This window comes from Pseudoalteromonas sp. H71, assembly GCF_001468485.1.
Lineage (GTDB): Bacteria > Pseudomonadota > Gammaproteobacteria > Enterobacterales > Alteromonadaceae > Pseudoalteromonas.
The window spans coordinates 51,539-73,616 of record NZ_LODI01000004.1 but is presented as its reverse complement, the minus strand read 5'-3'; the positions used below and the strand labels follow the sequence as shown (position 1 = coordinate 73,616).

Annotated in this window: 19 protein-coding genes; 12 read left to right on the top strand and 7 right to left on the bottom strand. The window is 41.1% G+C overall.

What is annotated here, in order from left to right; translation table 11 throughout:
• The first annotated feature begins 228 nt into the window (after positions 1-228).
• Positions 229-1,107, top strand: coding sequence for a DMT family transporter (locus tag ATS71_RS04395; RefSeq protein WP_171034598.1), 879 nt, complete (start codon positions 229-231; stop codon positions 1,105-1,107).
• Between the two features lie 81 nt (positions 1,108-1,188).
• Here the strand turns inward: ATS71_RS04395 and ATS71_RS04390 are convergent, their stop codons facing one another.
• The 4 genes from ATS71_RS04390 to ATS71_RS04375 all read right to left on the bottom strand — a co-directional run bounded on the left by ATS71_RS04390 (position 1,189) and on the right by ATS71_RS04375 (position 6,315).
• Entirely contained in the window at positions 1,189-1,506 is a 318-nt protein-coding gene (locus ATS71_RS04390) for a DMT family transporter (RefSeq protein WP_058403713.1), read from the bottom strand.
• Positions 1,506-3,038: a bifunctional GNAT family N-acetyltransferase/carbon-nitrogen hydrolase family protein gene (locus tag ATS71_RS04385; RefSeq protein ID WP_058403712.1), complete on the bottom strand. Its 1,533-nt coding sequence runs from the start codon at positions 3,036-3,038 to the stop codon at positions 1,506-1,508. The genes ATS71_RS04390 and ATS71_RS04385 overlap by 1 nt, the downstream gene beginning before the upstream one ends.
• 88 nt (positions 3,039-3,126) lie before the next feature.
• Entirely contained in the window at positions 3,127-3,975 is an 849-nt protein-coding gene (locus ATS71_RS04380; RefSeq protein WP_058403711.1) for an MBL fold metallo-hydrolase, read from the bottom strand.
• 57 nt (positions 3,976-4,032) lie between these two features.
• Complete coding sequence (locus ATS71_RS04375; protein ID WP_058403710.1) at positions 4,033-6,315, bottom strand: penicillin acylase family protein; 2,283 nt, start codon at positions 6,313-6,315, stop codon at positions 4,033-4,035.
• Positions 6,316-6,462: 147 nt separating this feature from the next.
• Here ATS71_RS04375 and ycaO point away from each other — a divergent pair, with 147 nt between their 5' ends.
• The 7 genes from ycaO to folX all read left to right on the top strand — a co-directional run bounded on the left by ycaO (position 6,463) and on the right by folX (position 15,056).
• Positions 6,463-8,223, top strand: a complete 1,761-nt coding sequence (ycaO, locus tag ATS71_RS04370) for a 30S ribosomal protein S12 methylthiotransferase accessory factor YcaO (RefSeq protein ID WP_058403709.1) — start codon at positions 6,463-6,465, stop codon at positions 8,221-8,223.
• A 109-nt stretch (positions 8,224-8,332) separates the two neighbouring features.
• On the top strand, positions 8,333-11,689 hold the full coding sequence (locus ATS71_RS04365) for an ATP-binding protein (RefSeq protein WP_058403708.1): 3,357 nt from the start codon (positions 8,333-8,335) through the stop codon (positions 11,687-11,689).
• A gap of 51 nt (positions 11,690-11,740) precedes the next feature.
• A complete protein-coding gene (locus tag ATS71_RS04360; RefSeq protein WP_058403707.1) occupies positions 11,741-12,370 on the top strand; it encodes a YceH family protein in 630 nt (209 codons plus the stop codon).
• Positions 12,371-12,438: 68 nt separating this feature from the next.
• The gene (gene nadE, locus ATS71_RS04355) at positions 12,439-13,269 is read left to right on the top strand and encodes an ammonia-dependent NAD(+) synthetase (RefSeq protein ID WP_058403706.1); all 831 of its coding nucleotides are present in this window, start codon (positions 12,439-12,441) and stop codon (positions 13,267-13,269) included.
• 135 nt (positions 13,270-13,404) lie between these two features.
• Positions 13,405-14,124 carry a dihydromonapterin reductase gene (gene folM / locus ATS71_RS04350; RefSeq protein ID WP_058403746.1) on the top strand — a complete coding sequence of 240 codons (720 nt, stop codon included), beginning with the start codon at positions 13,405-13,407 and terminating at the stop codon, positions 14,122-14,124.
• A 17-nt stretch (positions 14,125-14,141) separates the two neighbouring features.
• Positions 14,142-14,696 (top strand): GTP cyclohydrolase I FolE, encoded by a 555-nt coding sequence (gene folE, locus ATS71_RS04345; protein ID WP_010557916.1) that lies wholly within the window; start codon positions 14,142-14,144, stop codon positions 14,694-14,696.
• Between the two features lie 3 nt (positions 14,697-14,699).
• Positions 14,700-15,056: a dihydroneopterin triphosphate 2'-epimerase gene (gene folX / locus ATS71_RS04340; RefSeq protein ID WP_008129424.1), complete on the top strand. Its 357-nt coding sequence runs from the start codon at positions 14,700-14,702 to the stop codon at positions 15,054-15,056.
• A 12-nt stretch (positions 15,057-15,068) separates the two neighbouring features.
• On the opposite strand, the gene ATS71_RS04335 is transcribed toward folX, so the two are convergent.
• Together ATS71_RS04335 and ATS71_RS04330 are read right to left on the bottom strand one after the other, a co-directional pair.
• Positions 15,069-15,503, bottom strand: coding sequence for a YqaA family protein (locus ATS71_RS04335; protein WP_058403705.1), 435 nt, complete (start codon positions 15,501-15,503; stop codon positions 15,069-15,071).
• Between the two features lie 65 nt (positions 15,504-15,568).
• Positions 15,569-15,934, bottom strand: a complete 366-nt coding sequence (locus ATS71_RS04330) for a DUF4870 domain-containing protein (protein ID WP_058403704.1) — start codon at positions 15,932-15,934, stop codon at positions 15,569-15,571.
• A gap of 181 nt (positions 15,935-16,115) precedes the next feature.
• On the opposite strand from ATS71_RS04330, the gene ATS71_RS04325 reads away from it, so the two are divergent.
• The 4 genes from ATS71_RS04325 to ATS71_RS04310 all read left to right on the top strand — a co-directional run bounded on the left by ATS71_RS04325 (position 16,116) and on the right by ATS71_RS04310 (position 19,854).
• Complete coding sequence (locus ATS71_RS04325) at positions 16,116-16,817, top strand: spondin domain-containing protein (RefSeq protein WP_058403703.1); 702 nt, start codon at positions 16,116-16,118, stop codon at positions 16,815-16,817.
• A gap of 10 nt (positions 16,818-16,827) precedes the next feature.
• A complete protein-coding gene (locus ATS71_RS04320; RefSeq protein ID WP_058403702.1) occupies positions 16,828-17,550 on the top strand; it encodes a spondin domain-containing protein in 723 nt (240 codons plus the stop codon).
• Positions 17,551-17,636: 86 nt separating this feature from the next.
• A complete protein-coding gene (locus ATS71_RS04315; protein WP_058403701.1) occupies positions 17,637-18,362 on the top strand; it encodes a response regulator transcription factor in 726 nt (241 codons plus the stop codon).
• A 10-nt stretch (positions 18,363-18,372) separates the two neighbouring features.
• On the top strand, positions 18,373-19,854 hold the full coding sequence (locus ATS71_RS04310; RefSeq protein ID WP_058403700.1) for a sensor histidine kinase: 1,482 nt from the start codon (positions 18,373-18,375) through the stop codon (positions 19,852-19,854).
• Positions 19,855-19,900: 46 nt separating this feature from the next.
• On the opposite strand, the gene ATS71_RS04305 is transcribed toward ATS71_RS04310, so the two are convergent.
• On the bottom strand, positions 19,901-22,075 hold the full coding sequence (locus ATS71_RS04305; RefSeq protein WP_058403699.1) for a S9 family peptidase: 2,175 nt from the start codon (positions 22,073-22,075) through the stop codon (positions 19,901-19,903).
• Between the last annotated feature and the right edge of the window lie 3 nt (positions 22,076-22,078).

Genomic DNA, 22,078 nt, shown 5'->3' with positions numbered 1-22,078 from the left:
CCTGATTATTTAGCAATACATATTACACACATAAAAAAAGCCGCCCAAACGTTTTATGACAAACGCTGGCGGCTAAACAATAACATCACACTTACTATAGCTAAGTTTACTCATAAAACAGTGCGGCATAATGTCGCAGATGATGAATATTCACTATCACCCTTAATGCATCGCATTAATAACTAAAGATTGTTAACTTAAAGGCATTATTTTTAATCGACGAATACCATGACTTGGATCTTTTTCACTTTTTTAGCTGCCTTTATGCAAGCCTGGCGAAATGCCCTGCAAAGTAAATTAAGTAACAATGTAAGTGTTGCTGGCGTTACCCTTTCACGTTTTATTTTAGCGGGCCCCATTGCTGCCGTGTATTTATATGGCCTTTATCAATATCAAGATACCGCCATGCCTACGTTTAATAATGCCTTTTGGGGATTTATTATTGGTGCAAGCGTTATGCAAATACTTGCCACGGGTTTAATGGTAAAGCTATTTAAAATGAACAATTACGCCGTAGGTGCAGGGCTTGCAAAAAGTGAAGCGTTAGTCGCGGCTATTTTAGGCGTATTATTTTTTGGCTCTGCGCTCAGTGTACTTGGCTGGTTAGGAGTATTTTTAGGCGCTATTGCGGTGCTTTTACTTAGCGGTATAACCAGCGTAAAACACTTTGATGCTAAAACAGCGTTACTTGGCCTAGCCTGCGGCACAAGCTTTGCCCTTACCTCGCTTTGGGTACGTGAAGCGAGTTTAAATTCGGGGTTGTTATTTCCGCACTCGGCTGCATGGGTTTTACTGTTTGTAATAAGCTTGCAAACGCTTATATTACTTGGCTATTTATTACTAAAAGAGCCACATACTCTGAGTAAACTTTGGCAATATAAAGGCACCACTACAGCAATTAGTACTTTTAGTTGTGTCGGTTCTATTGGCTGGTTTAGTGCTATGAGCTTACAACATGTTGCTTACGTTAAGACGCTTGGTCAGGTAGAAGTGTTTTTTACTATGCTAATTGCCGTACTTTGGCTAAAGCAACCACTCAAAAAACAAGACACCGCTGGCTTAATACTTATAGCCATTGCCGCTATTTTAGTGATGCTGCCAAATTGAGAACATAAAAAACGCAGGCTTTTAAACCTGCGCTACTATAAAGCTGCTTATAACTTTTAAAGCGAGTGTTAAGCGCTATTTTTAAGAACTTATTTTTAGCGTTATCACACCGCAAATAATCATGAGTACACCTGCAATGCGGCCAAACGTGGCTGCATCACCGTAAAATAATATACCCACTAAAAACGTACCCGCAGCACCTATTCCGGTCCATACTGCGTAGGAAGTACCCATTGATATTTGCTTTTGTGCAAGCCACAACATAAAGCCACTGGCTGCTATAAACGCCACAGCCATTGCAATACCCTGCCAGCGAGTGTCGGGTTGTTGTGAAATTTTTAAACCAATTGGCCAGCCTACTTCAAGCAGGCCTGCAATGACTAAATAAACCCATGCCATTAAACATCTCTCTTTTTCAAAATTACGTCGTATAAATCTTCACGGCGATCTTTTAAATTACGCACCGTCCCTTCGCTATGAAGGATTTTTAGCTTATCCATATCAAGGTCGCTAAATAATAACATTTCGGTATTCGGTGTGGCTTCATTGAGTGTTGCATCGTGCGGAAAAGAAAAATCAGACGGCGTCAATACTGCCGATTGCGAGTACTGTACGTCTAAGCTTTCTACCTCAGGTAAGTTACCTACTGAGCCTGCAATAACCACATAACATTCGTTTTCGATTGCGCGCGCTTGCGCACAATGGCGAACCCGTAAATAACTATTTTTAGTGTCGGTCCAAAACGGAACAAACAGTATATCAAGCCCTTGCTTAGCTAGTATGCGCGAAAGCTCTGGGAACTCTACATCGTAACAAATTTGAATACCTACACGCCCAGCATCGGTATCAAACACGGCAATTTTGTCGCCGCCTTGAATAACCCAATCATTTTGCTCATGCGGGGTTATGTGTATTTTGCGCTGCTCGTCTATTTTACCGCTTCGGTGGCATAAGTAACTTACGTTATAAATTTTATCGTCTTCGGCAAGCGGCATAGAGCCGGTAATAATATTGGCGTTATATTCTATTGCCATACGCGACATCGCGTTTTTAAACGTCTCTGTATATTCCGCTAAATAGCGGATGGCTTCGGTTTGATTATTTTGATCGCCTAAGCCCATAAGTGGCGCGTTAAAAAACTCAGGAAATAATATAAAATCGCTTTTGTAGTCAGATACCGTATCTACAAAGTATTCAACCTGCTTTAGCATTTCTTCAACCGACTCTACACAACGCATTTGCCATTGCACTGCGCCTATACGCACTATCGATTTAGTTGACTCGAGCACCGTATCGGTTGGCTCATACATTATGTTATTCCACTCAAGTAAGGTGGCGTAACCTACAGACTCTTGATCCTCCGGCAGGTACTTTTTAAGTAACCGCTTTACCTGAAAGTCGTTAGAAAGCTGAAAGCTTAAAATGGGGTCGTAAAGCTCTTTTTGGTCAACCTTTTCAATGTATTCCATTGGCGTCATTTCACTGCTGTGATTGTAATAACGTGGAATACGCCCACCGGCTAAAATAGCGCGTAAGTTATATTGGCGGCACAATTCTTTACGGGCATCATAAAGCCGACGCCCTAAACGCATGCCCCGGTGAGTTTCGCTAATAGCAACATCTAAGCCATATAAAGCATCGCCATCGGTATCGCTAAATACGCGGTCATGGCCATCGGCTATGTCTTCGTAGGTATGTGGGTTTGAAAAACGCGTGTAATCTACTTGCACGCTCAGCGCTAAGCCCACCAGCACGCCATCATCTACTATGCCTATTTGCCCTTCAGGGAACTGGTCTATTAATCTAAAAATGGTATGGCTTGGCCATGCGCCACCTAAGTCTGGATAGGCTTGATCCATTAGCGTTTTTATTTGTGGATACTGCTCTTTGGTCAAGTTACAAATTTCTAGGTGGGTTTTTTCTGCCGACATACACAACTCCTTGGGGCATGGGAACAAAAAAGCTGAGCAAATGCTCAGCTTAATAAACTATATTATGCGTGCTAACTCACTTTACAAGTTACTTTAAGCTACGATAAAACAATGTGGTTACTCGCTCTTTTGGTAGCCAATTTGCGTATTTAAGACCCAGTTCTGATAGTGGGTCAGCGTCAAGCACTTGCTGTAAACTCGCATCGTTTTGCATTGCCTTAAGCATAACACCTTTGGCCTTTTGCACCAGCTTACGATACGTTATCAGCCCTGAACGGTCACTTACTGGACCATGCCCCGGAATAACTTGAGTATTATCGTCAATTTGGTTAATAACATCGTCAACCGCCGCTAATACTCCATCAACACTGCCACCGCTATCTACATCAACAAACGGCAAGCTGCCAAAGTTAAAATAAATATCGCCCATGTGCACTATGTTGTCGTTACTAAAAAATATAACTGAGTCACCATCGGTATGGGCATGCGCATAATGCACAACATGTGCGTGTTCGTTATTAAAATGAAGTTTTAAATCGTGGCCAAAACTAATACGTGGCAGGTAATCTGAGTTTGCACCGTGTTTTTCTTCTAATCGCTTATGTACGTTGTCGTGCGCAATGACATGTGCACCCGCTTTAGCAAAGTTTTCGTTACCGCCGGTGTGGTCGCCATGATGATGTGTATTAATTACAAACTCGGCGCTACCGGGTTTTAAATCACTAATGGTTTTTTTAATATCATCTGAGAGCTTAGCAAATTGGTCGTCAATAATATAAATACCGTCATCACCAACACTTGCAGCAATGTTGCCACCTTGACCAAATAATACATAGACGCTTTCACTGAGTTTTTCTGCGGTGACGGGGTTGTCGTCTGCATGAGCCGATGTGTTCAGTAGCAAACTGGTCATTAACGCGGGTAGTAATTTTTTCATTTTAGTTCTCCATTGTTAGAGTTATATAGAACGTTATTACTTGCATTTTGGCTCACACTATTTTGGTGAGATAACTATTTGATGCGCTAGCGTTTGTGGCAATAGCGGAGTTTGCTTACCTTCAATATAGTCGCTAAAACCAGCTCTATAAAACTCTGATAGCGGATGTCCCGACTGCCCACCCGGCACACTTAAAATAGCGTGCTCTAAATGCCCAGGTTGAGCAATAAAACGCTGTGATGCACCAAAATCTCGTCCTTGTACCGCAGGCATGTAAGTATCACCAAACCCTGCAGCAGTTGGCATGTTAAGTAACTTTGCCAATAGCGGGATTTGTTTTGCAAAAGGATGCTCTATAACCAGCTCGTTTACTTTACCCCACTGCCATTGCTTTATATTAGTGCCAAATTGCGCGCTCAACTTATCTGTAGCTTTATCAAAAGCACCCACTAATTGTTCATCCCAACTATTAAATTGAAAATTAACCCAAGATGCAGGTTTATTGTTAATAAGTTGCCAAAGCGCAGGCTCTAACCCTCGTTTTATAGGTTTAAGTGTACCTTTGTGCTCATTAAGAGTGACTTCAATATTGTTAAACACGAGGTTAATAACTTCGTCGCGATAGCGTTTAACCAAGGTATAACCTACCGAAGAAGCACATGCGCATTGCTGCCAGTTTTCAAGCTCTGTTATATACTGCGCATTTTTAACCTTATTGGTGTTTAACTGCTTGAGTAACAGCTCATGCCATGGCATTAAAAAACGGGCTTGGTTATCAAGCTGTAGCGCGTAAAAGTCAGACTCTGCAAATGTGTTTTTTTCAAATAAGCGGTCTCTAATTTGACTTGAACGTGCACCTAATGCATAGCCGCCATTACCAAAGCGTGCATTATCGCTGGCGGATACAACCCGAGAATTCCCCGTCCATAATCGCCCACTGGACGGGTTTTTAACAAATGGGCGATTAATTTCGTTTTGCTCAAAAAGTGCCGAATACTGCGTTGCATTTACACTTAACTCACTCGCAGTTGTTCGTGCCGGAATACCGCCTATATTTTTCCATGCCGCATTGCCTAGGCTATCAACGACCATTAAATTCTGTACCGGAATACCAATATCACTTGCAAGAGCAAGCGCATCGTCTACAGTATCTGCCTGCTCAAGCTTTAATAGTTGCATGTTGACTGCATAAGGTTGATGCGCCGCCCAACTAAGTGCATAAGGCTTTTCGTTAATGTATTTTACTGGACCGTATTCGCTCATTATTAACGAGTAAGGTTCAGCGCTTCCTTCTGATAATAAAATAGGCTCATCAACAAGCCATGTTTTGCTATCGTTATTAAGCGCTATCCAATCAGCGGTATCTAAATAACCGTTAGTAAACCCCCATGCAATTTTATTATTTGTTCCCACCACTATGGCTGGAGTACCCGGAAGTGATACACCCGTTATCTGCATTGGCTTGTTATTTAACATATAATTGAGTTGTGCTCGGTACCAAATAACCGGTACTGCCATTGATAAGTGCATATCGTCAGACACCATTCCTGCGCCGGTTTTTGTAAGCTCTCCGGTGACTGCCCAATTATTACTACCAAGCTCTTGAGGGGCTTCAATGTGGGTTGCAACATGAGCCGTTTGCGTTGCGAGAACCGGCAGTTCACCTACAAACGGGGCTAATTTGCTACCATCAAGCGCTGCTTGGTATTGACTAGGTTGCGTTAAAAAATCAACCATATTCTTGCTGTATATTTGCTCTAGCTGAATCAAAGTTTGATCGCGATTAAATGTCATGCTTTGTAAATCTAAGTACATGCTAAATATCACTAATAAGCTATCTTCACTTTGCCAAGGTTTTTGCGCCCCGCCCGTTAGTAGGTATTCAAAGCTTGCATACCCTACTTGTGCCAGCCCTTCGTTCACGCCTTGTGCGTAGCTTTTTAATAATCGCTTATCGGTTTCAGGAAGAGTTTGTAAAATAGCGCGGCTACGCTTACGCAGTTGATGGAAGCGCATTTTTTTATCAAGCCCAAGGGCCGCTTTGCCAAATAATTCACTTAGCTCACCTGCGGCGTTGCGCCTTAATAAATCCATTTGAAAGAATCGGTCCTGTCCGTGCGCATAACCTAATCCGTAAGCGGCATCGTTGCGGTTTTTAGCGTTGATAACAGCTTGGCCCAATGTATCGCGAGAAATTTTAACAGGTTCATTTACTGCCATACTGCGTCCGTTGCCATCAAGTGCTGGTAAACTCAAGCTAAGTACCCCATACACCACAGCGGTGCCACCCAGCCCTAAAATTACAATTAATAACAACAAGCGTTTGATTAGTTTATACATTGAGTTGCCCTTCCCCCCTTTACGTTGCCTATATAATAACCACAGTTTTATTAAATAATCATGATCTTGCTCGCAAAGGATGAAATAAACATCAAAATCCACGATAATGTCACTTCCACACATCGTGCAGAACTAGTTGAGATCAATATGACTGAAAAAACGTTTATCAAAGGTAAAGACCGCGATCTAGAATCGTCAATCTCTACCATGCAAAACAAGCTTAAAGCCCTGAAAATTAATGTTGAAGAAGCGCTTTGGCTTAACCCTGTAGCTAACTGTTATTCGGTTCATATAAAAGATAGCGACTGCGGTGTTATGTTTACTAATGGTAAAGGTGCAACCGATAAAGCCTCTATTGCCTCTGCGCTAGGTGAATACTTTGAGCGTTTAAGCTGTAACTACTTTTTTGCCGACTTTTACTTAGGTGAAGAATTTGCCAACGGCGAGTTTACCCATTATCCAAACGAAAAATGGTTTAAAGTAGAAGGTGAGGAAGTGCCTGAGGGCATAATGGACGAAAGCCTGTGGGATTACTTTGACCCAGAGCGCGAACTTAACGCATCACACCTTTTTGATTTTAACTCAGGTAATAACGAGCGCGGCATTTGTACATTGCCATACACGCGCCAACGCGATAACCAAGACGTGTACATCCCGGTAAACGTGATTGGTAATATTTTTGTATCTAACGGTATGAGCGCGGGTAACACCAAATTTGAAGCGCGAGTACAAGGTTTATCAGAAGTATTTGAACGCGCAATAAAAAACCGCATCATCGCTGAAGGCATTTGTTTGCCTATCGTGCCTGAAGAGGTTGTTAAGCAATACCCACAAATTCACGAAGCATGTGAAGAGCTACGCAGCCATGGTTTTCATTTACGTATTGCCGATGCATCACTAGGCGGTAAATACCCAGTAATGAGCGTAACGCTGATTAACCCAACAGATGGCTCTGTGTTTGCCTCGTTTGGTGCTCACCCTTCATTTGAAGTAGCCCTTGAGCGTACCGTTACCGAGTTACTACAAGGTCGCCGCCTTGATCAGCTTGATGTATTCCAGCCAGCCACGTTTGATAACGACGAAGTAGCAACGCCTGAAAACATTGAACTGCACTTTATTGATTCTAGCGGTTTAATATCGCATGACTTTTTCCGTGCAAATCCCGATTTTGACTTTGTACACTGGGACTTTAGCGGTACAACAGAGCAAGAATACAACTTCTGTACTGACCTAATTCATAGCATGAACCACGACATTTACATCATGGATTACACGCACCTAAACGTGTATGCATGTCGTATTTTAGTACCTGGCATGTCAGACATTTACCCAGTAGATGAGCTTATTTGGCGTAACAACAACGAAGGCGCTAAATTCCGTGAAGCATTCCTATCGCTTGATCAGTACGATGCTGAGCAATGGATGGACATTTACGACAGCCTAGAAGAAGCTGGCCACAGCGATATTATTCGCGCAGCAGAGTTTATTGGCCTTGCAACCGATGCAGATACACCTTGGCATACGCTACGTATTGGTGAGCTTAAAGCGCATCTCTGTTTAGCCGCAGGCAGCGAAGAAGCAATTGATTGGGTTGATTGGATACTGCATACAGGCCAAGTAAACGAAGAGGCAATGCGCCATTTCCGCTGCTTAAAAGCCATTCTTGAAATTAAATACGATGACGAGCGTGAATACGCCGACTACCAAGATGCACTTGGTTTAATGTTTGGCAGCGACAACGTAACGCTTGCGATTGAAATTGCCGAAGGCCGTACATTATTTAACGGTTTAACCTTCCCTGGTTTGTCGCTTAATGGCTTTAAAAAGCATGCAGCACTCCTAGATGGCTACCGTAAACTACATGTAGCTAAACAAAACCATTGGGCACGTGAAGTAAGCGACTCATAGTTTTAAACTGCTATTTATAAAAATAAAATGGCGCTTATGTTTAAGCGTCATTTTAATTTGTACAATAAATAGCTATAGTTGAGTAGCCTAACCCAAGCCAATGTAGCTAATGCCGCCAACTAATAATAAAAAAACGAATATTCATAACTACAAACGAACCTTCTGGTTATCGATGACACTACTACTGCTTATTAGTGTTGTACTAGAGCGCATTAATTACAATCGCGTGAAAGACGCTCATCGCCTACAAATCCTCTTTGAAGTAAGCACCTACAGAGCACAGTTAGAAGCCATTTTAATTTCTAACATTCAATTAGTCCGTGGTTTAGGCGTTGCGGTTTCTGCAGAGCCTAACTTAAATCAAGAACGCTTTGCACAAATTGCAGCCCCTCTTTTTAATACATCAAAAGAACTTCGAAATATTGGCGGTGCACCCAATATGATTATAAAAATGACCTACCCTATTAAAGGCAACGAAGGTGCGCTGGGCCTTAACTTACTGACCAATAAAAACCAACGCGCTGATGCAATAAAAGCACGCGATACCAATACAATTATAATGGCAGGCCCATTAACACTTGTGCAAGGTGGAGAAGCACTCATAGCGCGTGTGCCTGTATATACTCCGCCAGAGAATACGTTTTGGGGATTACTATCGGTTGTTTTAGATATCAATAAAATTTATAAAAACGCCGGTATTTTAGATCTAGAAGACAATTATAACGTTGCACTTCAAGGCCGAAATGGGCTGGGTGATAAAGGCGAGTTTTTTTTTGGTGACGCCACAATACTGAGTCGAAACCCTCTCGCATTTTCGCTAAACTTTCAAGGCGGTAACTGGCAGCTATATGTTGCACCAAAGCAGGGCTGGAGCCCACCCAACTCAGCAATTTGGCCATTACGTTTAGCAATTATCATTATTTGTGCCTTACTTACATGGGCATTTTGGTTTTTTTTAAAAATGCTTGAGCGCCAGCAAAAAAATGAAAAAATGCTAGAAACCATGAGCGATTTGGCGCAAATAGGTGCGTGGTCGTTTAATTTAGAAACGAAAAAAGTTTATTGGTCAGATATGACTAAAAAACTGTTTAAATACCCACTCAATACCCAGCCACAATGGCCTGAAGATTTAAGCTATTTTAAAGAAGGTGAAAGCAGAGAAACCATCAAACCTCTACTCGAACGTGCTATTAAATATGGCCATAGTTATGAAGTTGAACTAGAGGTAATAAACGCTGAAGGGGAAGCTGTATGGGTACTTGTTAATGCAGAAGCTGAACATAAAAATGGTCGATGCGTGCGCATCTTTGGTTCGCTACAAAATATTGATACCCGTAAAAAAATTGAATTAGAAAATAGCTTTACGGCACTACACAATGAAACGTTAGCCTCATTAACGGTTAATAAGCTAATTTTAAACGGTAAACTTAGCCAATCAAAAGATATACTCACTGAAGCTATTTGCCACGCTTTAAAAATTGAACGCGCTAGCATTCGTTTTTATAACGAAGATCACACACAGTTAATTCCGTTCGCACTACATAATAAGTTAACACAAGCCGAAAACGTTGAACTAACTTGGCTTAGAAAACATCTTCCTGACTTTTTTAATATGCTTGATAACCAAGCTGTATTTAATATTCCCGACGTTATTCATAATTCAGCGCTATCTCCTTTGTCGCCATATTACTTATTGCCATTGGGAATAAAATCGATGCTGTGCGTAACAATCCCTGCCGGCAACGGGGTATTAGGAATAATATGTGCTGAGCAATGCAAAACCACACGCTTGTGGACAAAAAACGAAGAAAGTTTTTTAATCACAGTGGCTACGCTTATAGGCAGTTTACATTCAAGCCAGCAACGCATAGAAGCAGAACAGGAATTAGTAGAAGCTAAGGAATTAGCCGAACAAGCGGTGGCAGCAAAAAGTGAATTTTTAGCAACTATGAGCCACGAAATTCGCACTCCTATAAATGGGGTGCTAGGCATGCTAAATATAATTAAACAAACGAGCTTAAATCAACAACAGGCGCATCATATAGAGCTTGCGCAATCATCTGCCGAATCATTGCTTAATATTATTAATGACATACTAGACTTTTCTAAAATGGAAGCAGGTAAACTTAACATTGATAGTATTCAATTTAACCTCCCTAAATTATTAGGTGAAGTGGTTGAATCGTTTGCACTAAAAGTGGAGCAAAACAATACAAAACTAATTTTAGACGCAACTCAGATTACAGTAAGTGAAATAATTAGTGATCCGAATAGGCTTAGGCAAATTCTTAATAATCTGATTGGTAATGCTGTTAAATTTACTAAAAACGGTGACGTCATTATTATAGCCAGGGTGGACGACTCCACCGATGGCTCATTTCTAGAGTGCTCAATAATTGATACCGGTATTGGCATCAATAAAAATCAACAATCACTGCTGTTTAACTCATTTACACAGGCTGACGCTTCAACTACGCGCCAATTTGGCGGCACAGGCCTTGGCTTAACTATAGTAAAACAACTGTGTGAATTAATGGGTGGAAGTGTCAGTGTTAACAGTGTTGAAGGCGAGGGCAGTACGTTTTCATTTAATATAAAAATACAACCTAGATTAAGTAAAGAGCAGGATTTACCAAGCCATCTAATAAACAATAAGCGTATTTTAATTATTGATGAATGCCACTTAAATACCAGTATTGCCACTAAACAGCTGCTGATTTGGGGTGCTCATGTCGAGTTTATAAATGACTACGGTGAAGTACTAACACACTTAGCGGATACGACTCATTTATACGATGCAATTTTAGTTGATTATCACTTTTTCTCTATTGCTGCTAAAGCGCAAACAACCGCCTTACAAAACTTCATTTACAAATCTAAATGTAAGTCGGTGATTATGGCGCCAATGAGTTACTCGCAAAAAAATTCAACGCTTGCAATGAACGTTGACTGCATGATTTTTAAACCTTTAACACCATCGGATTTATTCGACTCACTTACTAATGAAAAGTTTTTAGAGCAGCAATTAAATCAGGCGCAACTCACTAATACGCTTACAAAAGCCCCTATTACAGACTCATCAGAACCCGTTTTATTATTAGTAGAAGATAATAAAATAAACCAAGTTGTGGCCTCTGCACTACTAAAAGAAGCGGGTGTGACCTTTGATATTGCCGAAAATGGCGAGGAAGCAATTAGTAAACTAAACGCCAAACAAAATAACCCGTATAAACTTATTTTAATGGATTGCCAAATGCCAATAATGGATGGTTACCAAGCCACGCAAGCAATTAGGCAAGGCGAAGCAGGTGAAATATACAGTCGCGTTTCAATTATTGCTTTAACGGCTAATGCCATGCAAGGCGATAGAGAAAAATGTATTGCTGCAGGTATGGATGACTATTTAACTAAACCGCTTGATATGGCCGCCTTAAAACCTAAGTTGCAGCACTGGCTTGACAGTTAAATAAGGCTTACCACTAGTTAGAATTAATAATTAATATTTTTAAGGGTACTTATGCAGTTATCACCAAATCAACAACGTGTTATTGGTTGCCTTCTAGAAAAACAAAGCACTACGCCAGAGCATTACCCTTTATCACTCAATGGGCTAGCCAATGCATGTAATCAAAAATCGAATCGCGATCCTGTTCTTAATTTAACAGAAAGTGATGTTCAAAATGCGCTAGATGAACTTATAGATATACGCCTAGTTACTGTTGATGAAGCGCCTTCAGGGCGGGTAAATAAGTACGACCACCGCTTTTGTAATACCGAATTTAGTAGCTTACAGTTTTCAGCACAACAACGTGCCGTTATTTGCCTATTGCTGTTACGCGGTGCCCAAACACCCGGCGAATTAAGAACTCGCAGCGCTCGCCTCGCTGATTTTAATAATGTAGATGAGGTTGAAAACGCCCTAAATAAACTAATTGAAAACGAGCAAGTCGCCAAACTACCGCGCGAAGCAGGTAAACGTGAAAGCCGATATATTCATTTATTTGGTGAGCAACAAATTACACCTGATAGCGATACCATTAATTTACCCAGCGAAGCGATTAAAGATAAAGAGTTAAACGATTTATTACGCGAAGTAGAAGAGCTAAAAGCAGAACTTAACCAGATAAAAGCACATTTAGGGCTTTAAATAAGTAAAACTAAATCACATAATAAGTTTATTGCGTATCACATTTAAAATATTACAAGGAGCCGGCAATGCGCGCCGAAATAATGACTGAAATGAAAGTTCAGCCAACCATTGATGTAAACGCTGAGATATCTCGTCGAGTTAACTTTATAAAAGCACGTTTAGTTGCGGCTCACTCACGATCGCTTGTGCTTGGTATTAGTGGCGGGGTTGATTCTTCAACTTGCGGCCGTTTATGCCAATTAGCTGTTAACGAATTAAATGAAGAACACAGCACTAATAAATACCAATTTATTGCTGTGCGCTTACCTTACGGTGTTCAAGCTGATGAAGACGAAGCGCAAATGGCGGTTGATTTTATTCAGCCAAGTAAGCGCATGACCGTTAACATTCAGCCTGCTGCCGATGCATTGCATGAGCAAGTGTTAATGGCAATGACTAGCAGCGGTGACGCATTACCAGAACAAGCACAAATAGATTTTATTAAAGGTAACGTTAAAGCGCGCCAACGCATGATTTCCCAATACGAAATTGCCGGTTTTAGTCAAGGTTTAGTGGTTGGCACCGACCATAGCGCTGAAAATATTACAGGCTTTTACACTAAATTTGGCGATGGTGCATGTGATTTGGCGCCTCTTTTTGGCTTATCTAAGCGCCAAGTTCGCGCACTAGCGACTGCTTTAGGCGCGCCAGTATTGCTTGTTGAAAAAGCCCCTACAGCCGATTTAGAAAGCGACCGACCAGGCCTCACCGACGAAGAAGCGCTTGGTTTAAGTTACAATCAAATTGATGACTTTTTAGAGGGCAAACCTGTCTCTGAAGAGGTAGAACAAAAGTTAATTGGCATTTATCTGCGTACGCAACATAAGCGCCAGCCAATACCAACAATTTACGATTGATATAAGTGATATAAAAAGCAATTAACCGTATTGGGTTTATTTGCTTTTTTGATCGCCCTATTCAAATATTACGTACACATTACGCTCAACGTATTAATATTTATTAAAAACTTACCAAAGAGAACACCGCATTATATGACATCGCCCATTTTAATCACTGGCGCTGGCCAACGAATCGGCCTAGCCCTTGCTAAGCACTACCTTACTCAAGGGCAAGAAGTCATTATTACTTACCGTACTCGCCATAATGCTGTAGAAAAACTAGCGCAGCAAGGGGTGACCTGTATTCATGCCGATTTTAGTACTGATGCGGGAATTAATGAGTTTATTAATACATTGAAAGCCCATACCCAGTCTTTAAAGGCTGTTATACACAACGCATCTAGCTGGGACTGTGAAGCAAATAACCCAGACCACGCTAAGCTTTTTGATAACATGATGCGCATACATGCCAAAACACCTTACTTAATTAATATGCAGTGCGCTGACTTACTTTTAGCGTACCAGCAAGCTAGTGGCACCGCCGCAGATATTGTGCACCTTACTGACTATGTAGTTGAAACAGGTAGCCCTAAGCATTTGGCATACGCGGCAAGCAAGGGCGCACTTGATAATCTAACGAAATCGTTTAGTGCTAAATATGCACCCAATATAAAAGTAAATGCGGTTGCGCCTTCGCTTATTATTTTTAACGAGCACGACGACGAACAATACCGCGCTAAAACACTCAAAAAATCATTGATGGGCATCGAACCTGGGTGCCAAGAAATTGTAAACAGCATTGATTTACTCTTACAAAGTCAGTACATAACAGGGCGCTCTATTCCTGTTGATGGCGGACGTCATTTAAAGTAAAAAACACTGAGACACCTATGCATAACGAATTAAAAGACAGCTACCAAAAAATTATAACCGCCGTAGGCGAAGACGCTGAACGTGAAGGTCTATTAGACACACCAAAACGTGCGGCAAAAGCAATGGAATACCTAACACAAGGTTATCGCCAAACGCTTGATGAAATTACCAATAATGCAGTATTTACCTCTGATGCCGACGACATGGTATTAGTACAAGACATAGAACTTTACTCTATGTGTGAGCACCACTTACTGCCATTTATTGGTCGCTGCCATATTGCTTATATTCCAAATGGCAAAGTGCTGGGGTTATCTAAATTTGCGCGTATTGTTGATATGTTTTCGCGTCGCTTTCAAATACAAGAACAGTTAACACATCAAATTGCCAAAGCCGTTGAAGAAGTAACCGGCGCAAAAGGCGTAGGTGTTATTGTTGAAGCTAAGCACATGTGTATGATGATGCGTGGTGTAGAAAAGCAAAACTCAAGCATGCGTACATCGGTAATGCTGGGTAACTTTAGAAGCGACCCTAAAACACGCAACGAATTTTTGCAGCTTATTAAAGGGTAATCTATGGCCAACGCAATTATTAATGTTACTAACTTACGCTTGCGTACATTTATTGGTTTTAATCCTGAAGAGCGTGAAAAAAAGCAAGACGTAGTCATTAATTTAGAGATTCACTACCCTGCGGATAACGCATGTAAAACCGATGAAGTAGACCAAGCACTTAACTATAAAGTGATCACCAAAGAGGTAATTAGTTTAGTTGAGCAAGGGCACTTTTTATTACTAGAAAAGCTCGTAGCTGAAATTCTTGCGGTTTGTCATTCTCATCCAAGTGTAAATTACGCTAAAGCCCGTGTAGATAAACCGCATGCGCTTCGCTTCGCGGACTCTGTATCACTAACACTTGATTGGACAAAGTAGCGTGCGTATAGCTTAAATAAGAGCTTCTATCCCCACGGCAAGGGCAATAACCGCTAAGTAGCGTGCGCCTTTGCCAAGTGTTACTAAAACCAAAAACACGCTAAACTTTACTTTAAAAATACCACCAATGACTGTTAGTGGATCGCCAACAATAGGCAGCCATGCAAACAATAAGCTGTACACGCCGTATTTATTAAACTGATTTTGCGCCTTTTCAAGCCCTTGCTCTGATACCGGAAACCACTTTTTATGTTTAAAGCGTAATACTTGCGTACCTAGCCAATAATTCACACAACTGCCTAACACATTACCCAGCGTAGCTGTGCACCATAAAAGCCAGATGTTTGCGTTTGATTGGGTAATCATCGTTATTAAAACGACTTCTGAGGAGCTTGGTAATAAAGTGGCCGAAATAAACGCACTAATAAACAAAGTAAAATAAAGCATAATGCCCTTAGGCTAAACGTAATAACCCAGCTTATAGCTGGGTTTGCAGAATAATAGCTAACGCTTTATTTTATCAAATTTAAACTCAGTGGGTAATTAAACTCTTTCCCTTCGTTTGCTTTTATACTCGCTAAAACCACCATCACAAAAGCAAATATAGCCACAATAGGAAGTAAAATTACACCGATCACAACAAACATCAACACAAAACAAATAATATAGGCAATGGCCATGGTTATCTGAAAATTAAGCGCTTTTTTACCGTGCTCATTGACCATTTGCATTTCATCTTTTTTAATTAACCAAATAATTAATGGCCCTATTATTGAACCAAACGGCACTATAAAACCAGCAAATGCGCTTAAATGGCACAACATTGCCCATGTACGCTCATCTTTATTTACTACTTTAACCTGTTGATTTTCTTCCATAACACAATCCTTTAATTTTTATAATGCGGTTTAATTATACACAGGTATATAAATTTCTGGCGTATTTATTTACAAAAATCACAGCCTAAATGTCTGTGATAAAAAAGTGATAAGTTTGTGAGAGTTTCTGGAGACGATTATTCAATACTTATCTCGAATCATCACTTACAGGAAATAAAAAATGAAAGCTTCAACATTTACACTTGCAACTCTTTTAGCGGTAGCTAGCCAGTCAACCATGGCTGCAGAGTTAGACTTAACAATAACTAACCTAACCCAAGGCATTCACTTCACTCCGCTACTAGTTACAGCACACAACAGTGAAGATAAGCTTTTTGAAGTTGCAACTGAAGCTTCTACCGCATTACAAACAATGGCTGAAGGTGGCAATATTGCTGAGCTAATGGCACAAGCCACTGCAGCAGGTAGCGATATGGCTGCAAACCCAGCAGAAGGTTTATTAGCGCCATCGTCATCAACCATGACAACACTAATAACGACTGACGGTAACGATTACTTATCGGTGACCGCTATGTTACTACCTACAAACGATGGCTTTGTTGGCCTTGATAGCTGGAAAATACCAACCGAAGCAGGCACCTACACGGTTTATTTAAATGCATACGATGCGGGCACTGAGCAAAATAACGAGCTAGTGGTTGAAGGTTCTGGTGCACCGGGCACGCCAGGTATTCCTGCAGCACCAGGTGATAATGCGGGTACAGGTGGCGCAGGCTTAACAAGTACCGATAGCAACATTAACGTGCATATTCACCCAGGCACATTAGGTGACGACGATTTAACCGCTGGTAATAGCGATTTAAGTAATACGGTTCACAGATGGTTAAACCCAGTGGCTAAGCTAACCGTTACGGTTAAGTAGGAGCGTAATCATGGCATCTTTAAATAACTTTAAAAAAAGCATCGTGGTTGTTGCACTAGCAGCTTCACTTGCAGCCTGTGGCGACAACGATAGTAACGATCCTGTTCAGGTTGTTACACCGCCAACACCTGAGCCTGTAAGCTATACATTTGATGTAACAGTAAGCAACTTAACTGCAGGGCAGCCACTATCGCCAATTGCTGTTATTGCACATACAGAAGGCACACTTTGGCAAATTGGCAGTGCGGCATCGGTTGCATTAGAAACCATGGCTGAAGGAGGCGACAACAGCCAACTGCTTGCATTAGAAAACGCCATTGCCAACGCATCAAGCGAAGGTCCTGTTGGACCTGGTGCTAATACCACGATCACATTAACCACAGACTCACTTGAAGCACTTAAGCTGTCGCTTGCCACTATGATGGTGAATACAAATGATGGGTTTACCGGTCTTAGTGCTTTAGACGTATCTTCATTAGCCGTGGGCGACTCTTTAACTCGCACCACCGTTGCTTATGATGCAGGTACTGAAGCAAATACAGAAGCAGCTGGTACGATACCCGGTCCTGCTGATGGCGGAGAAGGTTTTAATGAAGCCCGTGATGATGTTAATTTTGTAGCAAGACACCCAGGTGTCGTTACAAATGAAGATGGTTTATCTAGTTCAGTGCTTAGCCCTGAACATAAATTTGATAACCCATTAGCAAAAGTGGTTATTACCCGCACTCAGTAATTCGTTTATCAATATCAACCTCGATATACCAGCTTGTAATGGGGAAGTTGGGGAGCATGGAAGCCCCCTTTTTACGAGGATAAACGATGCGTCATGAAAAATTACTCATAGTTGAAGACGACAGAGAAATTGGTAAATTAATTACCACACAGCTTACACCGCTAAATCTACATGTGGATCATGTTGTCAGTGCTGAACTGGCTTTAAAGAAAATAGCTAAGCACCCCTACGGGCTTATTTTACTGGATATAAACCTTCCGCAAATGGATGGATTGAGTTTATGTCGTAAAATAAAAGAACATTACCCAGCCACTTCAGTCATTTTACTCACCGCACTAAGTAGCGACATGGACAGAGTTATTGGCCTAGAAATGGGCGCAGACGACTATATTTGTAAACCCTTTTTTGCACGTGAACTACAAGCCAGAGTAAAAACCCAACTTCGACACAGAGCACAGTTACTTGCGAGCCAAAATACCGATGAACCCTCTGTTGTAAGTGAACAAACCCTTAAAGTTGGCTCATTAAACATTGCGTTTGACTCCCATCAAGTGTATTTGGCCGAACAGGCAATTAACCTAACTGCCACCGAGTTTGATTTGCTGGTGTATTTTGCACGCCATCCTAACCATGTATTTAGTCGCCAGCAACTACTCGATAAAGTATGGGGGTACCAGCACAGCGGTTACGAACATACCGTTAATTCGCATATTAATCGGTTGCGGGCAAAGCTTGAATTGCACCAATCGACACCTATTATAGAAACCGTTTGGGGTGTGGGATACAAACTCAATCCAAGCCAACTTAATTAAGACTTTTATTATGAAACTCTCTTTGTACCAAAAATTAGCAGTGTCGTTAGCCGTTATTTTTTGTTTTATTTGCGCGCTGGTTTATAGCTGGAGTAAACAGCTAGAACTCAACTCTAAACATCATGGCGAACAAAATTTACATTTAGCGCTGGCTGAGCATTTAGTACAAGACAATCCATTGATAAAAGAGGGTGTATACGATTACGAAGCCCTTGAAAACCTATTTCATACTTTAATGTTACTCGGCCCCGCCTTTGAATTTTACTTTGTAGACGAAAACGGAAAAATATTAACTTACTCCGCAGAGCCCGGAAAAGTGAAGCGTACACATATTAATTTAACGCCTTTAAAGCACCTTATAGCCAACCCAAGTGCTACACCGGTTTATGGCGACAACCCAAGAAACCCTGATCAACAAAAAATATTTTCTGTGGCGCCTGTTTTTAATAACAACACATTGCAAGGGTATTTATACGTAATTATTGGTGGTGAGGCATACGACACCTCACTCAATAATATAAAAAGTAACGACTCGTTATTCGTGGCTGCCATATGGCTAGGCTCAGCGCTCGTTTTTTTATTTATTGCGATGCTTATTTTACTGCGATTTTTTACAAATCCTATTCAACGTCTTGCAAAAGATGTGAGCAATATTGAGGCTGCTAATTATAGCCTAACCGATACAAAGCTGAGTATCTATTCAACTCAAAAAAGTAATGAAGTCCACAGCTTAAGCCGAACTATTCAAGCAATGCTCACACGTATAAACGAGCAATTTAAAGCACTAGAACAAGGCGATAAACAACGCAAAGAGCTACTTACTCACTTATCTCACGACTTACGTACGCCACTGGCTTCGTTACAAGGTTTTTTAGAGGTATTAAATCAATCAGGTGACAAATTAAGTGCGCAAGAGCAGCAAGAGTACTTGCTAGTATCATTGAATAACTGTGGCCAACTCAAGCAACTAATAGAGCAAATTTTTGAACTCGCACACCTAGAAAATGGCGAAATAAGTATCAACAAAGAAACATTTAACCTAGGAGAGCTCATTTACGATTGTATTGCTAAGTTTAGTTTGGCCGTAGAGAAAAAAGGCATTAATTTATCGGTTGAGCCAGAAATTTGTGACTTTCCTGTCATTGCCGACATAGCCAAGCTTGAGCGTGTTTTAAGTAACTTAATCGATAACGCCATTAGGCATACCCCGCGTGATGGTAGTATTGATGTACGTGTAAAACGCGGTGACCATAATCAATTATTTGTGCAGGTTTCGGACACCGGCGTGGGTATTAAACACGAGGAGTTACAAGCTATCTTTGATCCCCACTACCAAGCTAGTAATTCTAATAAAGCGGACCGCCAACAAGGTGGGTTAGGGCTTGCTATTTGCCGCGGGCTATTAAAGCTCATGGACAGTGAAATAAACGTTCAAAGTGAAATAGGTAAAGGCACTATGTTTAGCTTTAATTTGCCACAAAAAAAGGCGTAACTTAACGTTACGCCTTGGCTCATTACTTAGTTGAATTTGGGTGTGGCTATTTTTTTATACCGGCTAAATCAAGCATAAATGCATAATTTAACGCAGCATCTTCTAAGCGTTTAAAACGGCCAGAAGCACCGCCGTGCCCGGCTTCCATGTCTATTTTAAATAGTAGCTTATTATCATCTGTTTTGTAGTCACGCAGCTTCGCAACCCATTTTGCTGGCTCAAAATATTGAACCTGTGAATCGTGTAAGCCTGTAGTTACTAACATATTAGGGTAGTCTTGCTTACTGACTTGATCGTACGGTGAATAAGACAACATATAATCGTAATATTCTTTTTCGTTAGGGTTACCCCACTCGCCATACTCGTTCGTTGTAAGCGGAATAGTTTCATCCAGCATAGTGGTCACCACATCAACAAACGCAACCTGTGCAACCATGCCTTTATAAAGCTCAGGCGCTTGGTTAGCCACTGCCCCCATTAATAGTCCACCCGCACTGCCGCCTTGTGCAAATATGCTGTCTTTTGCACCATACTTTTGCTCAACTAATGACTTAGTTACATCTACAAAGTCGTTAAACGTGTTCTTTTTGGTAAGTAGCTTACCCGCTTCGTACCAAGGACGCCCTAACATTTGCGAGCCTCGTACGTGAGCAATTGCAAATACAAAACCACGGTCAAGTAACGTTAGTCGTGCAGAAGAAAAGCTCGGATCCATGGTTGCACCATACGAACCATAGCCGTATTGCAATAATGGGTTAGTACCATCTTTTTTAAATAGCTCTTTTCGATACACTAAACTCACCGGTACTTTTACGCCATCGCGTGCTGTAACAAAAATACGCTCAGACGCGTAGTTATCTGCGTTAAAGTCACCTAATACGGTTTGTTGCTTCAATAATGTTTTTTCGCCAGTGGCTAAATTAACATCATAAGATGAACCCGGCGTCGTCATACTGGTGTAATACACACGCAGCATATCACTGTTCAATTCGTTATTACCGTACGCATTAATGGTGTACGCACTGTCGTTAAAGCTTAGTGGTAACTCTTTGCCTGATGTTAAATTACGCGCAATCAGTGTTGATTGGCCCATTTCACGTTGTTGATATACCAAGTAGTCATCAAATAACTCAACGTCTTCGAGTTTAATATCCTCGCGAGCAGGGATCACACTTTGCCAATTTGCTTTATCACCGGCTTTATCAATATCAACTTTCATAAGCTGAAAGTTAACCGCATTTAAATTAGTCACAATGTAATAAGTATTGCCTAATTTTGAAATGCTGTATTCAAGGTTGGCTTCACGCTCAATTAAACGCTTAGGCTTAGCGTCTACATCATTTGCACTCAGCACTGACAAACCCGATGCATCGGTACTGCTATGCCAAATATAAATTTCTGAGCCGTCTTTGCTCTTGCTCATACCGGTGTAATAGCTTGTGTCTGTTTCTTCGTAAACAAGCTCATCATCGCTTTGTGGTGTACCAAGCGTATGGCGATAAACTTGGTAACCGAGTAAGGTTTGCGCGTCTTTTTTGATGTAATACACCGTTTTATTGTCGTTCGCCCACACAACATAACCACTGGTGCCTTCAAGCGTGTCTTCTAATAATTTACCAGTGCTTAAATCTTTAATTTTTATGTTGTAAACACGGCGACTCACCGTATCTTCACCATATGCCATTAAGTTGTCATTTGGGCTTACATTTAGGCCGCTAACCGCAAAATAGTCATGGCCTTTAGCTAGTTCATTTACGTCTAAAATAACTTCCTGATCGGTGCCTGCAAAATCACTACTGCGTAAATAAGTAGCATACTCGTTATCGCCGCGAGTTTGCGACGAGTAATAGTACTCTCCGTCCTTTACTGGAACTGAGTCATCATCTTTTTGAATTCGCCCTTTAAGCTCTTCAAATAAACTACTTTGCAGTGTTTTAGTATGGGCGAGCATAGCCTCAGAGTAGGCATTTTCTGCTTCTAAGTAGCTAATGATTTCAGGTGCTTTTCGTTCGTCATCTCTAAGCCAGTAGTAATTATCAATACGTGTATCACCATGAATGGTCATTTCATGGGGTACTTTTTTAGCAATAGGTGCAACCGCGGTTACTACTTGAGCTGACTCAACTTGAACCGTGTTTTTATGAGTTTCTTCGGGGGCTTTATTACAACCACTTAGAATAGCAAGCGAGAGTGCAGCAAGTGCAAAGGGAGTACGTGTCATCAG